The sequence below is a fragment of the Kordia sp. E genome (assembly GCF_056033805.1).
On sequence record NZ_JBRASR010000003.1, the window covers coordinates 149,059 to 166,174 of the forward strand.

15 protein-coding genes are annotated in these 17,116 nt (G+C 30.1%); 13 read left to right on the plus strand and 2 right to left on the minus strand.

Going from position 1 to position 17,116, the window contains the following annotated elements; all coding sequences use genetic code 11:
• The first annotated feature begins 46 nt into the window (after positions 1-46).
• The 8 genes from ACUUYC_RS13750 (at position 47) to ACUUYC_RS13785 (ending at position 9,671) form a co-directional block, all read left to right on the plus strand.
• Complete coding sequence (locus tag ACUUYC_RS13750; RefSeq protein WP_474266563.1) at positions 47-1,861, plus strand: helix-turn-helix domain-containing protein; 1,815 nt, start codon at positions 47-49, stop codon at positions 1,859-1,861.
• 94 nt (positions 1,862-1,955) lie between these two features.
• The gene (locus tag ACUUYC_RS13755) at positions 1,956-2,210 is read left to right on the plus strand and encodes a hypothetical protein (RefSeq protein WP_474266565.1); all 255 of its coding nucleotides are present in this window, start codon (positions 1,956-1,958) and stop codon (positions 2,208-2,210) included.
• Between the two features lie 398 nt (positions 2,211-2,608).
• A complete protein-coding gene (locus ACUUYC_RS13760) occupies positions 2,609-4,399 on the plus strand; it encodes a helix-turn-helix domain-containing protein (RefSeq protein ID WP_474266567.1) in 1,791 nt (596 codons plus the stop codon).
• Between the two features lie 93 nt (positions 4,400-4,492).
• Entirely contained in the window at positions 4,493-4,708 is a 216-nt protein-coding gene (locus tag ACUUYC_RS13765) for a hypothetical protein (protein ID WP_474266569.1), read from the plus strand.
• Between the two features lie 399 nt (positions 4,709-5,107).
• On the plus strand, positions 5,108-6,871 hold the full coding sequence (locus tag ACUUYC_RS13770; RefSeq protein WP_474266571.1) for a helix-turn-helix domain-containing protein: 1,764 nt from the start codon (positions 5,108-5,110) through the stop codon (positions 6,869-6,871).
• A 164-nt stretch (positions 6,872-7,035) separates the two neighbouring features.
• On the plus strand, positions 7,036-8,823 hold the full coding sequence (locus ACUUYC_RS13775; protein WP_474266573.1) for a helix-turn-helix domain-containing protein: 1,788 nt from the start codon (positions 7,036-7,038) through the stop codon (positions 8,821-8,823).
• Positions 8,824-8,924: 101 nt separating this feature from the next.
• Positions 8,925-9,224 carry a hypothetical protein gene (locus ACUUYC_RS13780; RefSeq protein ID WP_474266575.1) on the plus strand — a complete coding sequence of 100 codons (300 nt, stop codon included), beginning with the start codon at positions 8,925-8,927 and terminating at the stop codon, positions 9,222-9,224.
• A gap of 99 nt (positions 9,225-9,323) precedes the next feature.
• Positions 9,324-9,671, plus strand: coding sequence for a DUF1801 domain-containing protein (locus ACUUYC_RS13785; protein ID WP_474266577.1), 348 nt, complete (start codon positions 9,324-9,326; stop codon positions 9,669-9,671).
• A gap of 392 nt (positions 9,672-10,063) precedes the next feature.
• On the opposite strand, the gene kdsA is transcribed toward ACUUYC_RS13785, so the two are convergent.
• Positions 10,064-10,882 (minus strand): 3-deoxy-8-phosphooctulonate synthase, encoded by an 819-nt coding sequence (gene kdsA / locus ACUUYC_RS13790; RefSeq protein ID WP_474266579.1) that lies wholly within the window; start codon positions 10,880-10,882, stop codon positions 10,064-10,066.
• Positions 10,883-10,986: 104 nt separating this feature from the next.
• Positions 10,987-11,211, minus strand: a complete 225-nt coding sequence (locus tag ACUUYC_RS13795) for a hypothetical protein (protein WP_298422812.1) — start codon at positions 11,209-11,211, stop codon at positions 10,987-10,989.
• 255 nt (positions 11,212-11,466) lie between these two features.
• Here ACUUYC_RS13795 and typA point away from each other — a divergent pair, with 255 nt between their 5' ends.
• The 5 genes from typA (at position 11,467) to ACUUYC_RS13820 (ending at position 17,018) form a co-directional block, all read left to right on the plus strand.
• Complete coding sequence (gene typA, locus ACUUYC_RS13800; RefSeq protein ID WP_474266581.1) at positions 11,467-13,266, plus strand: translational GTPase TypA; 1,800 nt, start codon at positions 11,467-11,469, stop codon at positions 13,264-13,266.
• Positions 13,267-13,364: 98 nt separating this feature from the next.
• On the plus strand, positions 13,365-13,610 hold the full coding sequence (locus tag ACUUYC_RS13805; protein ID WP_474266583.1) for a uroporphyrinogen decarboxylase: 246 nt from the start codon (positions 13,365-13,367) through the stop codon (positions 13,608-13,610).
• Between the two features lie 349 nt (positions 13,611-13,959).
• Complete coding sequence (locus tag ACUUYC_RS13810; protein WP_474266585.1) at positions 13,960-14,172, plus strand: hypothetical protein; 213 nt, start codon at positions 13,960-13,962, stop codon at positions 14,170-14,172.
• Entirely contained in the window at positions 14,162-15,550 is a 1,389-nt protein-coding gene (locus tag ACUUYC_RS13815; RefSeq protein WP_474266587.1) for a class I SAM-dependent methyltransferase, read from the plus strand. Before ACUUYC_RS13810 ends, ACUUYC_RS13815 begins: the two co-directional genes overlap by 11 nt.
• On the plus strand, positions 15,540-17,018 hold the full coding sequence (locus tag ACUUYC_RS13820; RefSeq protein WP_474266589.1) for a hypothetical protein: 1,479 nt from the start codon (positions 15,540-15,542) through the stop codon (positions 17,016-17,018). The genes ACUUYC_RS13815 and ACUUYC_RS13820 overlap by 11 nt, the downstream gene beginning before the upstream one ends.
• The last annotated feature ends 98 nt before the right edge of the window (positions 17,019-17,116 follow it).

The following is a 17,116-nucleotide window of genomic DNA, read 5'->3' on the forward strand; positions in this document are numbered from 1 at the left end:
TTCGTTACATTTGATATTCCCCAGAAAAGAACTACAACAAAACCATATGTCAATATCCCTCATTAAAAAATACACTACACTTTTCTTGTGTACAGTTATGTTATTTGCTTCTAACAATGTATTTGCACAAGATAATGTAACTGAATCAGAACCACTAGATACCATTGCATTTAAAGAAACACTAAACGGAAAAGCGTTACATCCTTTAGTTCTAGAAATGTACAAAGAAATAGATGTAGATTTTTTAAAAGTAAGTATTATAGCCAAGCATATTGAAAACACGTATTTAACGTCTGAAAATCCTAAAGAAAAAGCAGGAGCATACATATCATTATATGTTTGGGAAGTGGAAAATGGAAATATAGATAAGGCAATATCATTAGTAGCTAAAGGAATTAAAATTTCTAGAGAGATAAACAATGATAGCTTACGATATCTAGGATTATTACGAAAAGGGACTAGTCATTTCAATAAAGCGGATTATAAACCTGCCTTAAAATTGTATTATGAGGCACTTGCTATTGCTAAAAAAGAAAAAAACATAAAAAATGAAATCTTTGTGAAAAGCAATATTGCTTTGGTAAGATTGCAAGCAAAAGATAGAGAAGGTGCTATAGAAACCTTTCTTGATATTCTGAATCAAACAGATCAACAGCCTGATTTACTAAACCAGGGATCAAAGCTAAGCATATATGTAAATATTTGTGGAGCTTATATTTATCTTGAAGATTATGACGCTGCTGCTGATTACTGTGAAACTGGAATGAAAATTAATGAGGAAAAAAAAGATCCAATGTCTTCTGTGCATCTTTTGTCTGCTTTCGCTGAAATAGCTAGAAGTAAAAAAGAGTTTGAAAAATCTCATCAACTATTGGATGAAGCACAAAGAATAATGGACAAGCGCTTTGGACAAGATAATCTAAGTTTATTTTTAAAACTCTACAAAGCAAAAACATATTATGACGAACAAAAATATCAGTTAGCAGTAGATGAATTATTGAAAATCGAAGAATTGAAGAGCGACTATGATTATAAACACGAAATCTTAGGTATTCAGGAAATGTATTACTTTTTGGCAAAATCGTACAAAGAGCTTGGAAATGCAGATGAAGCCATAATTTATTATGATAAGGGAGAACAAATAAGTAATGAAAATGATAAGAAGCGAAATGAAATAAACACAAATCTTATCGAAAAATATGATCTTCCAGAACTGAAAGAAGAAATAGAAGATTTAAAACGAAAATCACAGCGGACAAAACTCTTTTACATTTCTGGAATAATTTTACTAATTATTGTAATTATAGGTTTACTAATATTTAATAAGAAACAACAACAAAAAAACAAACAGCGTTTTGCTAACTTAATGAGTCAGTTAGAAGAAAAACGACAAAAAGGAAAACTTGATAATCAAGTAACACAAGCTGATAAAAAAGTTGTAGCTACAGTAACATCAAAAGATACTTCAAAAATAAAATCTACTGAAATTGATCCAAAAATGGCAGAGATTTTAGAAAAATTAAATGAATTTGAAGAGAAAGAATTATATATAAGTCAAGATAGCACATTAGTGGAAGTTGCTAAGAAAATTCAAACCAATACAACCTACCTTTCTAAAGTAATTAATACACATAAAGAAAAATCATTTACTGCATATTTAACTGATTTACGAGTTGATTATGCTATAGAACGATTGTCACACGATCGTAAATTTAGATCCTTTACCATTGGTGCTATTGCGCAAGAAGTTGGTTTCAAACGCTCGGAATCTTTCGCAAAAGCATTTAAAGTTAAAACAGGACTCTATCCTTCGTACTTTATTAAAGAGCTTGAAAAACAGCTAAGTAAAGGAACAGGATAATCGTTATTTATAAATCACGACAAGCACATACAATCATCGATTTCATTTTCTATTATATTTGAGGTAACATTAATTATTTAAAATTCCCTATAATATGAAAAAAGAAAGAAAACTAAAACTGATTGTAAACAAGGTAAGAATATCAAATCTTCATACGCTATATGGCGGTACAGATAACACAACTGTAGGATCTGTTGTATTGTGTGCTACAGATGGTTTAACCCAATGTACATTAACGGAACTATGTCCTGATACAAATTTAACATGTGATCCTCCTCCAAGTGTTACAGGAGCCACTAAAACAATTATAACTGTAAGACATTGTATAGTCCAATCTGATGGATGTTAATAATACAAAATCATAAACCCATAAAAGCTCTCTAAATTATTTAGGGAGTTTTTTTATATCTTACTTTTTAAATAGATGCTTTTCCTGAGAAAAAATCTTCATAATAATGTGCGAAAAAGAACCGCATCAATAATGTGTTTTAAATAGAACCTTCTTTTTTAACTATTGAGTAGTTGAAAGCAAAGCTATTACTGTCATATCATAAGCAAAAAAATATGAATGATAACTTTCAAAATGGGTATTTGAATTCATAAAATACAAGCTCATTTTTCAAAAAGATAGTAGCTTCATTAGTAAGCAACTAATGAGGATTACTTAAAATTGAAGGTAAAACTATAGTTAAAATACTGAAAAACCGCTATTTTTGAGTTTACCTAGAATAGAACACCAACAAACATATGTCAATATCCCTCCTTAAAAAATACACTACATTTTTTCTGTGTATCGTTATGATTTTTACTTCTAACATTGTATTTGCACAAGATGATGCTACTGAATCAGAACCATTAGATACTATTGCATTTAAAAAATCGTTAGAGAAAAAATCACTTTACGCTGTTAGTCATCTTTTTCAAAAAGTAAAAAATAAAGATTCACTAAAGACCGCAATCTTGGCTAAGTACATTAGAGGTAATTATTTAAATTCTGATGATTTAGAACAAGTAACAATAGCTTGTATACTATTACCATTTTGGGAAGAAAAACAACGAAATTTTAAAGAAGCATATTCTTTATTTGATAAAGGAATAGAAGTAGCTAAAAAAATAAAAAATGACAGTCTACTATATCTAGCATATTTGAAAAAAGGAAGTCTTTATTATAAAAGAGGAGATAATTTGAAAGCATTAGAACCTTTTTATAAAGCACTTGATATAGCAAAACTTAAAAAAGATATTAAAAGAGAAATTGTATTGTCTGGTAATATAGCGCTTATTAAAGTACAGGCAAATGATGAGAGAGGAGCTATTTCTTTACTATTAGAAAAATTAAAGATTATTAATGAAAGACCAGATATAATAAGTGAAAGTCAGAAGTTAAATTTCTACGTTAGCTTATGTGCAGCACATATAAACATTGAAGATTATGAATCTGCAAGTTTTTACTGTGATGAGGGAATGAAAATCAGTAGATCTTTAAAAAAGACTAGGGAAATACCTCATTTTTTATCAGCATTCGCTGAAATAGAAACTTCAAGAGGGAATTATAAAAGGGCGCATGAATTATTAGATGAAACGGAAGAATTGTTGAGTGAAACTAATACAGATAAGAGTTTAGAGTTATTTGTGAAACTTTACAGAGGGAAAACATATTATGCAGCTGAAAAATATAATTTGACAATAGAAGAATTATTGGAACTTGAACAATTAAAAGAAGAACTCAAAATAGATTTTCTAGGTCTTCAAGGAGTCTATTTTTACTTAGCAAAATCATATACAGCATTAGGAAATGCAGAACTAGGTATAAAGTATCATGAAAAAGCTAGTGAATTAGATGCACAAAATGATAAAAAGAAAGATGAACTAAAAACCAGTATCATTAATAAATTTGACTTAGTTAAATTAAGAGAAGAAATAGATGCTTTAGAGGCAAAATCATTGAGCACCAAATACCTCTATGTCACTGGAATTATATTGTTACTATTGATTATAATTGGTTTAATTATTTTTAATAAAAAACAGCAAGCAAAAAATAAAAAACGCTTTGCTGCTTTAATGAATCAGTTAGAAGAAAAACGACAAAAAGGAAAACTTACGAGCTCCAATGAAACTTCTACAAATACATCTAAAGAAAAATCTCAACAGAAACCTGCTGAAATTGATCCAAAAATTTTAGCAATCTTACATAAATTAGATGAATTTGAAGAAAAAGAATTGTTCTTAAGTAAAGACAGTACCTTAGTAGAAGTTGCCAAAAAAATTCAAACCAATACAACCTATCTTTCAAAGGTGATAAATACACATAAAGAAAAATCATTTACTACATATATAACAGACTTACGAGTTGATTATGCTATAGAACGATTATCACATGATCGTAAATTTAGATCCTTCACTATTGGAGCTATTGCTCAAGAAATTGGCTTCAAACGATCAGAATCTTTCTCAAAAGCCTTCAAAGTGAAAACTGGACTCTATCCTTCATATTTTATTAAAGAGATTGATAAACAGGTAAATAGCGATAAAGGATAGTCGTTATTTATAAATTACGACTAACTGTATAAAGTGTCAATTTCATTTTCTACTATATTTGAAATAACATTAATTATTTAAAATAGTTAGAATATGAAAAAAGAAAGAAAATTAAAGTTAGAAGTAAACAAAGTTAGTATTGCAACATTAAACCTTCTTAAAGGTGGTGATCCTGAGACTGTTGGGTCTGTTGTATTATGTGCGTTAACAATTGAAGAATGTAATACTGAGGAGGATGACTGTAAAACAGGGATAACAATAATAAATGAATCAGACGAGAATTGCATTGCAGGCTCAGCAAAATGCTAAGATGCATTTTTAAATTATACAAAAACTCTCTAAATTATTTAGGGAGTTTTTTTATACCTTACTTTTTAAACAGATGTTCCTAAGAAAAAATCTTCATAATAATGTACACAATAAATTGCATCAACAACGTTTTTTAAATTGGACTTTATTTTCTAACTATCGTAGTAGTTGAAAGCAAAGCTATTACTATCATATTACAAACAAAAAAATATGAATGATAACTTTCAAAATGGTTATCTTAATTCATAAAATACGAGTCCAGTTATTAAATTATACCTATTTGATTACTAATAAACTAATGACGTTTACTGAAAATTGAAGGAAAAACTATAGTTAAAATACTGTAAAACCGTTATTTTTGATTCTAAACCTTACATAAAAAGTCCCTTAACAAAATAGATGTTTCTAGATTGGCTAAAAAAATATAATTTTTATTTATTATTTGTACTTACTCATTGTATTGCCGTTTCTGTGTCTTCCCAAAATATAAATACTTCAATTCAATTAGATACACTTACTCTTAAAAAATCACTTGAAGGAAAATCACCATATAACCTAGCGCTCGCTTTATATAATGTATTAGACGAAGATTCATTAAAAACAAGTATTGTAGCAAAATATATTGAAAATAAGTTTTTAACCTCTCGAAACTTAAAAGAAGTTGGAAGTGCAAGTATTACACTATCTATATGGGAAGAAAAAAAAGGAAATTACGAAAAAGCAATATTATTTACAGATAATGGAATAGAAGCTGCTAAAAAAATAAAAAATGACAGTATACTTTACTTAGCGTATTTACGTAAAGGAGTTTATTGTTTTTATAGTACTGATCATAAAGGTGCATTAGATGCTTATGATAATGCACTCATTATTGCTAAAAAACAAAAAAACACAAAAAGAGAAATAATTATTGCTATGAATGTAGCTTTAATTAAAATGCAAGCTAACGATATCAGAGGTGCAATTGAATTACTACTTGAAAATCTAGAAAAAGTTAAAGAGAATCCAGGTTTAATTCCTAAATCTAGTACAGTGAATATCTATATAGATTTATGTGGAGCTTTTATTAAGATAGAAGACTACGAATCTGCTGAAGTCTTTTGTAGTAAAGGCATACAGCTTAATGAAGAAGGCTTAAATAATCCAATTTCAAAAGCATATTTTTTATCAGGATTTGCAGAAATTGCGAGATTCAAAAAAGAATTTAAAAAATGCTATAACTTTTTAGATGAGTCAGAGGACTTGGTAACAAAGAGTAAAGGAAAAGAAAGCATCTTATTATTCATTAAATTATACAGAGCAAAAACTTATTATGATGAACAAAAATATACACAAGCAATAGATGAACTTCTCAAAATTGAGAAAATGAAAAGTGATCATGATTTTGAGATTCTAAGTATACAAGAAATGTATTATTATTTGGCGAAGTCCTACAAGCTGTTAGGAAATATAAATGAAAGTATACGATACTATGAAAAAGCAAGTGAAATAGATATTCAAAATGATAAAAAACGAGCTGAAATTAATTTAGAAATTATACGAAAATACGATTTAGCTGAACTTAAAGAAGAATTAGATGCAGCGCAAGAAAAATCGGAAAGTAAAAGTATATGGTTAATTGTCAGTATATTTTTATCATTACTATTAATAGTAGGTTTTAGTTTGATCTATATAAATCGAGAAAGACAAAATAAAAAGAAGTTTGAAAAACTACTTGAAACATCAAACCTACCAAATGATGAATCGGAAGAATTAAAACCAATTAAAATCATTTCTGAAAATGATAAAAACTATATTTCAAATGCAATAGCCTTCGAAGTATTGGGAAAACTAAAAAAATTTGAAGAGAAAAAACTATACTTAAAGAAAGATATTACGTTAGCTCACGTAGCATCAAAATTAAATACAAATCCAACGTATCTGTCTAAAACAGTAAATAAACATAAAGGAAAATCTTTTAGTAACTACATTAAAGAATTGCGAGTATACTATGTGGTAGATCGTTTGAAGAACGATAAAAAATTCAGATTATATACAATTGAGGCAATTGCAAAAGAAGTTGGGTATATTCGTGCAGAACCATTTTCTAAATCGTTTAAATTAAAAACAGGACTCTACCCTTCTTATTTTATAAAAGAACTAAATAGTCAAGAGATTGATTAATGTTATGCTTGCTATCACTAAAAGTAAAAAGGAGAATTCTTATGTGATTTCAAGTAAACTAATAACAAATGTTAAAAATTGAAGGCAAAACTATAGTTAAAATACAGGAAAACCGTTATTTTTGATATACTACCGATTCAATAAAGCATTAAAACCTACTGTATATGCACCTCCAAAAATATCTGGTACTTCTATTATTTATTATTTCCTTTGGTTATAATCAGGAATCATTTGCAAAAAATACTGTACAAGATACAATTCAAAGCTTTGATCAATCAGCATTTAAAGCATCTTTAAAAGAATTACCGCCAAAGGAATTTGCTCGTTTATTTATGCAAAAATACATGGAAGATGTAGAAAGGGTGAGTATTTGCTTAGAATATGTGAAAAATAATATGACAGATTCTGAAAATTTAGAAGCTCAGTTTTGGGGATATTATTGCTTAGCAAAATGGAACAATTACGAAACTAATTTCAAGAAATCAATAAGTAATACACTTAAAGCAACAGAAATTGCTGAAAAAATAAATTCACTTGACTTACTATTGAGAACATATATCTTTAAAGGAGACTTATATTATGATAATAGTAAGTATAAGGAGTCAATGGAAAGTTATATTAAAGCAATGGAACTTGCCAAGCAAACAAAACAAATTGGTAAACAATTAGCAATATTTAAAAATATAGCTTTATTAAAAATTGAAGTAAACGACAATAAAGGAGCTGTTGAATTGTTGGAGGGAACGCTGAAAATTCTTGAAAAAGAACAATCAAATAAATTAAATAGATTAGAAGTTAGTATATATATAGCACTTACAAAATCATATTTACGTTTAGAAAATTATGAAAAAGCTGAATATTATGGCAATAAAGGAATTGAGCTTAGTAATCAGTATGGAGACGAGGACGCTAAAACATATTTATATAATTTTTTAGGTGAAACGTTCCTAGCAAAAGGAATGTATCAAAACACAATACTGTATCTAGATAAAGCTTTAAATTATGCAAATAAAATTAAAACTTCAAGACTACAAATACCTTTTATAAATCTTAATATAGCAAAAGTATATTACAGCAAAAAAGAATACAGAAAAGCTATTAATATTTTAGAGACAATAGAACTTAATCAGCAACAAAAAAATACAAATTTCTTTAGTTTAGATGATATGTATGAGTTTTTGGGGAAATCCTATAAAGAAATTGGAAATACAGAAAAGAGTTTATATTATTTCGAAAAAACAAACGAAGTATATACTGAAAATGATAAAAAACAAAATGCTATTGGTATTGAAATAATAAAAAAATATGATTTGAAATCTTTGAAAGAAGAACTAAGTCAGGCTGAGAAAAAAACTCAAAAAACTCAGGTGTTATTATATATAAGTATTTTTTTAGCGTTATTAATTATAAGTGGATTAATTTATTTTTATAAAAAGCGAGAGGAAAATAATCAACGAAAATTTACAGCAATTCTAAAAAGTTTAGAAGAGGAAAAAGAAGAAAAAATAATTGCTATTGCTAAAGTTGCTCCAGAAGAAATAGTTTTAAAGAAAACTACAAAAACTGTAGTGAAAGATGTTGAAATTATAGATGAAACTAAGGCGAAATTACTAAAAAAACTAGACGTCTTTGAAGCAAAAAAATCATATTTAAGTAAGCATTGTAGTTTAAATGAAGTAGCTAAAAAACTAAAAACAAACACGTCTTATTTATCAAAATTAGTAAATGCACATAAAGGAAAATCATTTACAGCGTATATTACTGACTTACGTGTCAATTATGCTATTAAACGATTAAAAGAGGATAAAAAATTCCGTTCCTACACCATAGATTCGATTGCGCAAGAAATAGGATTTAATCGTTCAGAATCATTTTCTAGAGCTTTTAAAAATAAAACTGGTTTATACCCTTCATATTTCATTAAAAGTCTTGATAATCAGAATATTGAATAAATTTATTTACACTCGGAATTTATGAATTTCTAGATATAGTTTATTGAAATGTAATACTTCTGGATATATATTTGAGGGTAACTTAATAAAACCATAGTGAAATGAAAAAAAAAGAATTCCTCTCTAAATTAAAATTCCAAAAAACTACGATTGTATCTTTTAATATAGCCAATAATATAAAAGGAGGTACGTTGCAAGGAGCAGATACACAAATAGTATCTGTAAACGGCTTTACCTGTATATCATCAGGATGTATACCCAATCCAACATTAGATAACGCATGTTTATCTCAAGATGTTACTGTATGCTCACGTCCAACGACAAGAACAGGTGATACTGAATATTGCGTAGGAAATCTTCCAACAAAAACTGAATGTGAAATAACAATAAAATATTGTTAATAGTTTAAGGTATATATAAAAAAAGACTTCTACGTAGAAGTCTTTTTTTATACCCTAATTTCAAAATAAAACCTATCTTAGGGTTTTAGATATAGAAAAATGAATCCTGCTGAAAATTACATATTACAACAACCGGAACCTTACAAATCTATCTTACTGCAATTACAAGTATTGATCGAGTTTACATTTCCCAACATTGAATTAAAATACAAATACAGAATTCCGTTCTATTACCTAAAAGGAAAACCATTTTGCTACTTAAATGCAAGTCACAAAAGACAATATGTAGATATTGGCATTGTAAAAGGTGGACAAATTCTAATACATAAGGAACACTTGGTTACAGAAAAGCGGAAAGTAATGGCTTCGTTACGCTACAAAGAAGTTGAAGATATCAACGATAAAATTTTAATGGAAGTACTAAAAAAAGCCGCTAGTTTGTATTAGTTACTTTGAATTATAAATGTTGAATTTTAGATGTAAAAAATAGATGCTAACATTTTAACGACTACTCAATGTAATATGTTGAATTTAATTTATCATTAGTTGAAGTTGTAAGTCCTAAATAACGTAAATTCGATATAGATATCAAGGGTGATTTTTTCTTTTCCGCAGTATAGCAGGGGTTTTTCGTTAAAAATTTTTGAATCCTTGGAGAAAATTTAGAAAAATCATTGCAGTTTTAATTTTTCCTGTAAAAAAATTAAAAATACCTCTGGAAAAGCGCATTTTCTTTTGTTTCTTTTCTTTGTGCGATCAAAGAAAACGAAAATAAAAAACTGAGTTTCAAAATTTTATTTAAATGAAACTTATGTTAAATAATTAAATTCTAAGTAAATCTAAAGAGAATTAATCGTTTTACGAATCTTAACCAAGTTAGTTAACAATTTTTCCAAATGATCTAAGTGTAACATATTTGCGCCATCACTTTTTGCATTTGCAGGATCAAAATGTGTTTCAATAAACAATCCATCTACATTATTCACAACACCAGCACGCGCAATTGTTTCAATCATGTCAGGTCTTCCACCTGTAACACCACTCGATTGATTTGGTTGTTGTAACGAATGTGTCACATCCAACACGGTTGGAGCAAACTGTTTCATCGTAGGAATTCCACGAAAATCAACAATCATATCTTGATATCCAAACATAGTTCCTCTGTCAGTAATCCAAGCATTTTGATTTCCAGAATCGTGTACTTTCTTCACAGCATGTTGCATGCTTTCAGGGCTCATAAACTGTCCTTTCTTCAAGTTTACAACTTTTCCTGTTTTGGCAGCAGCCACAACCAAATCTGTTTGACGAACCAAAAATGCAGGAATTTGTAATACATCTACATATTCAGCAGCTTTTGCAGCATCTGAAGCTTCATGAATGTCTGTAACAGTTGGTACATCAAAGGTCTCAGAAACCTTTCTAAGTATCTTTAAAGCACTTTCATCTCCAATTCCAGTAAAACTATCAATTCGACTACGGTTTGCCTTCTTAAAGCTTCCTTTAAACACATACGGAATTTCTAAAGCATCCGTAATTTTAAGTACCTTTTCTGCAATACGCAATGCCATATCTTCGCCTTCAATAGCACATGGACCTGCAAGTAAAAAAAAGTTATTAGAATCAGTATGTTTTATTTTTGGAATAGAACTCAGTTGCATAAATTATAAATTTTGCATAAAGATACTGTAAATTTCAAAAGCAAAAAGGAAATCTACTTCTTGTAGCAAAAGTAGTTGAAAAACACGCAAAAGTTCGTTTGTTTTTATATTGGATCAAACTCTTCGCAGCTTATATGAACCAAAGCACATGCTTGATATTCAATAGGTAAAGAGTTATAATGAGCGCAGCTTCCACAACCTTGGACTGGACCAAAGCAAACTGGACCATTATAGCTAGAACAATTTCCAATGAAACCTCCTAAAGTGTTTTGTTGTTGAGTTTTATTCAACTCTTTTATTCCGTTTATTTTTAAAATATTCTTTAACATGGTAGGTGTTTTTATGATTAAAAATAGAATACTTAAAAGTGAAAAATCTGAAAACTAACGCCTTACGGGAATGCAGTAAACATAGTATTATGAAAACGTAGATACATAAAATATGATGTAAATCTGCTAAAAAAAGGATAGTAAATAAATGTTCTAAAAGATTAATTAACAGAAAGATAACTTAAAAAATTGAGGAAAGTTACATTCTCTAACAAATAAACAGTACATTTGCACGCTTAAAAATAAGAGGTAAAGATGGCTTCAATAAAAAATATTGCAATTATTGCACACGTAGATCACGGGAAAACAACGTTGGTAGACAAGATCATGTATCACTGTCAACTATTTCGTGAAAATGAAAATACAGGAGATTTAATTCTTGATAACAACGATTTAGAACGTGAGCGTGGAATTACGATTACCTCTAAAAACGTTTCTGTAAACTACAAAGGAACAAAAATCAACATTATCGATACACCAGGTCACGCCGATTTCGGAGGAGAAGTAGAGCGTGTATTAAATATGGCTGATGGAGTTTTACTATTAGTAGATGCCTTTGAAGGACCAATGCCGCAAACGCGTTTTGTACTTCAAAAAGCAATTGACTTAGGATTAAAACCTTGTGTAGTAGTAAACAAAGTAGACAAAGAAAACTGTACGCCAGACGAAGTACACGAAAAAGTATTCGATTTAATGTTTGAATTAGGTGCTGAAGAATGGCAATTAGATTTTCCAACGGTATACGGTTCAGCTAAGAACAACTGGATGTCTGATGACTGGAAAAACGAAACAGAAAATATAGAACCTTTATTAGATATGGTTATGGAGCACATTCCATCACCAAAATTTGAAGAAGGAAGTACACAAATGTTAATCACATCTTTAGATTTCTCTTCATTTACTGGACGTATCGCAATCGGACGTTTACAAAGAGGAACGCTAACAGAAGGAATGCAAGTTGCATTGGTAAAACGTGATAAATCAATTGTTAAAACAAAAATCAAAGAATTATTCACATTTGAAGGTCTTGGTAGAAAGAAAACTACGGAAGTTCAAGTTGGAGATATTTGTGCAATTGTTGGTTTAGAAGGATTTGAAATTGGAGATACAATTGCAGATTTAGAAAATCCAGAAGGATTAAAAACAATCGCAATTGACGAACCAACAATGAGTATGTTATTTACAATTAACGATTCACCTTTCTTCGGAAAAGATGGAAAGTTTGTAACATCACGCCATATTAAAGATCGTTTAATGAAAGAGCTAGAGAAAAACTTAGCTTTACGTGTAAACGAAACAGATAGCGCAGACAAGTTCATCGTATTTGGTAGAGGTGTACTTCACTTATCAGTATTGATTGAAACAATGCGTAGAGAAGGATACGAATTACAAATTGGTCAGCCACAAGTAATTATCAAAGAAATTGATGGTCAAAAATGTGAGCCAATTGAAGAGTTAACAATCGATTTACCAGAGCACGTTTCTGGAAAAGCAATTGAAATGGTATCACTTCGTAAAGGTGAAATGTTAAGTATGGAAGCAAAAGGAGATCGTATGGTATGCGAATTCTTAATTCCATCAAGAGGAATCATCGGATTGCGTAACCAATTGCTAACAGCTACTGCTGGAGAAGCAATCATGGCACACAGATACAAAGAATACCAACCATTACGTGGTGGAATTCCAGAACGTCAAAATGGTTCATTAGTATCTATGGAAAAAGGAACAGCAATTCCATATTCAATTGACAAACTACAAGACAGAGGGAAGTTTTTCGTAGATCCAGGAGAAGATATCTATGAAGGACAAGTAATTGGAGAAAACTCTCGTAGAGACGACATGACAGTAAACGTTACAAAAACGAAAAAATTATCAAACGTACGTTCTTCAGGAGCAGATGACAAAGCAAAAATTGTTCCTGCAATCAAATTCTCTTTAGAAGAAGCATTAGAATACATTCAAAAAGATGAATATGTAGAAGTAACACCAAACTTCTTACGTTTACGAAAAGTACACTTAACAGAAGTGGAAAGAAAGCGTAACAAAATCATCTAAAATATAAACAAGATTCACATCAAAAAAAGGTTTCATTGTTATGCAGTGAAGCCTTTTCTTTTGCTTACAAACGAATCAATAAGTAAACAAATAAAACAATGGAAATATTAGGAATAACAGGAACAGAATGGGTTGGATACTTAGCATCATTAGCAGTATTAGTTTCATTCACAATGAAAGACTTAAAAAACTTGCGAATGATCAATGCTGTTGGATGTTTGCTATTTGTTGCATACGGTTTCTTAATGCCTACATTGCGTATTGGTTTACCAATCATCATTACCAACTTTGCAATCTTAGGAATTAATATCTATCATCTTACACGTCGTAAAAGCAATGCGTAATTAAATAGTTTAGAAGTTAAAACGAGCTATTATCTTTTTCCGAAGTATAGCAAATATTTTCCGTTAATAATTTTTGAAGCCACAGCATTCCTAAATCTGAGTTTTAGATAAAAGAGATTATTTCTTTTGGGAAGTATTTGGTAAATAATTCTGAAACGCATGAACGAATGTTGCTTAGCAATTTCCTATAGATTGCCTTGACTTTTTTGGCTTGGTTTATCCTGAGCAGAGTCGAAGGATTTGCGTCAAGACAAAAATGAACGTTCCTAGACAGGTTGTTAAAAAAAACTCTTTTTAGAACTTCAAATTATTAAAATTCTATTTTCTATCTTTACCGAAATATCAAACTATGCACTTTCTTTATTTTGATGCTGGATTAGGAGCAATGTTGATTCAGGCAATCGTTGCAATCGTTGCAGGAGTTGTCTTGTTTTCTAAAAATGTCATGTATAAAATAAAAGCCATTCTTGGTTTGCATAAAGATACGTCTGATCAAGATGTATTTGACGATATTGATATAGATGATTCTCAGATAGAAAACCCATCGAAAGATGACAAATAATTCGCGACATGCTTCTTCATATCGTGATCCTAGCGGACATGTATATGTTGAAAATAATGTAATCAAACGTGTTATATTTCCAAGTTACTTTCCGCAGTACAACAAGCTAAAAGATTCAGGATTTTTTGAAAAATCATTTCAGCACAAGCTATTAATTCCACATGAAGAAATAGAAAACACTGAAACTCAAATCTGTATTCAACCTGAACAAATTCCGTTTATAACATATCCGTACGAATGGAGTTTTCAGCAATACAAAGAAGCAGCTTTACTCACATTAAAATTGCAGAAATACGCGTTGCAAAACGGTTTCTCACTCAAAGATGCAACAGCGTACAACATTGCTTTTCACAATGGAAATGCAATATTTATAGATACGCTTTCGCTAGATTTCTATCAAGAAAATACACCTTGGCGAGCATACAAGCAATTCATAACACACTTTTTAGGTCCTTTGCTATTGTCAAAATATCATGGTGCAGAATTCCTAAAAACGATGTCGAATTTCATTGACGGAATTCCACTAAAAATGATTGCTTCGTTACTGCCAAAAACAACAAAGTTCAATCCGTTTTTATATACCAATATTCATCTATTGGCTAAATATGAAAACAAGCATCAAGAAGAAGATGTACAAGCTACAAAGCAAGCGTCTTTGTCTAAAAAAGGATTGTTTAATATCATAGACAGTTTATACAACTTCATCAAAAAACTGCAACTCAAAGAACAATCGGAATGGGGAAATTATTACCAAAAAACAAACTATTCTGATACAGCATTTACACAAAAATCTACAATCATTAACGATTGGATTCAAACAATAAATGCAAAAAAAATAATTGATGTTGGAGGAAATGATGGAACATTTGTACGTCAAATTACTTCTGAAATAGAACTTGCACTAGTTGGTGATATTGACAACAATGCGGTGGATCAAAATCACTATGCAGTCAAAAAAAATAAAGAAACCAATATGTTGCCATTTGTAATTGATTTGCTCAATCCGTCAGCAGCAATTGGATTTCAAAATACAGAACGCTTCTCGTTTGTGCAGCGTTTACAGGAATTCAAACCGGATGCAGTATTAGCACTCGCGTTAATTCATCATTTATCCTTAACGGGAAATGTACCTTTTGAAAACTCAGCAGCGTTTTTTGCTTCTTTTTCAGAACATCTCATCATTGAATTTCCAAAACGAAACGATTCCTACGCAACACGCTTGTTGAATGCGAAGGCAGAATTTAAAGATCAATTTGGACATTACAATCTGGAAAATTTTGAAAAAACCTATTCGGAACATTTCGAGTTAATCGACAAAAAAACAATCACAGATTCGGAACGAATTCTATACTTATTCAAGAAAAAAAATGCTAGCTAAACTCCGAAAACATATAATAGCATTTGTAGAAGACAACAAAGAATATCCAATTGTGTTTGCAATTGCCGCTGGTTTATATTCGTTCATATATGTGTATCATTCCAACTTTATGTTGGTAAACTCGGCGTTTCAATTTGTCGTGATATTGTGTGCATATATTTTACTTCCGATACTAGTTTTTGTGGTTTCTTGGCAAGTTGCAAAGCGATTAAAATTTCTAAATAAATTTCAACAATATCTATTGCCAATTCTAAATGCAGCATTTTTTGGGTTGTACTTCATGGGAAGAATCTATGGTTTTCATCAACGAAAAATCATCTTAGCATATATTATTGGTTTTTCGCTTCTCGCGATTTTACTCAGAAAACAATACAAAAAAATAGTCGTCATTCAATTTCTCATGGCGTTTGTGGCACTCGTTACGCTATTGCCAACGTTATACCGAGCAATTTTCGATTCGGATGAATGGCTTACACAACCAGATACAATTGTAGAAACGAAGTTTAATAAATTCCCAAATGTATATATCATTCAACCAGATGGTTATGTGAATTTTTCAGAATTAGCAAAAGCTCCATATAATTTTGAAAATGGTCAATTTGAATCACATTTAGAAGGGAAAAACTTCAAACTATACAAAAATTTCAGAAGTAATTATACGTCAACGGTATTGTCAAACAGTTCCATGTTTGGCATGAAACATCATTACAAAGGCGAGCAATTATTTGGTGCACGCGAAGTAATTGCTGGAAACAATCCGGTGATTGAAACCTTCAAAAACAATGAGTATCAGACGTTTCTATTCATGCAAAATCCGTATTTGTTAGTAAATAGACCAGAAATAAAATACGATTCATGTAACTTCAGTTTAGAAGAAGTTCCTTGGTTTGGATCTGGTTCATTTGCGTATAGTAAAAAACTAATTGATCCTTTAGAAAAAACAATTCAGCGAGAAAAAGGAAAGCGAAATTTTTACTTCATTGAAAAAATTATTCCAGGACACATTACAACTTTCAAAAATCTAGCGTTAGGAAAAGAGGTGGAGCGTGAAAACTATCTCAAAAAAGTAAAAGATGCGAATGCTTGGCTTACTGAAATAACAAGTGTTATCATCAAAAATGATCCAAACTGTTTAATTGTCATTGCGGCAGATCATGGTGGTTATGTTGGACTCAATTACACCAAAGAACTCTTTGAAAAGCAAACGGATAAGACATTAATTTATTCATCCTTTTCAGCAATATTAGCAATTAAATGGCCAAACAATGCTGTGCCAACATACGATTCAAAACTAAAAACGCCAGTGAATTTATTCAGAACGGTATTCGCATACTTAGGTGATAACGAATCATTGCTAGAAAACTTTCAAGAAGATACAAGTCATTCCATCATCTTAAAAAACGCACCAACTGGCGTGTATGAATACATTGATTCAGATGGAAATGTGGTTTTTAGGAAGGTTGATTAATAAGATTTGAAAAGTGCAGACTATTGAATACTATAATATCAAATCGAGCGCATTCGAGATATAATAATGAAGTTAAAAAGTCGTTTTTCAATTAGAAA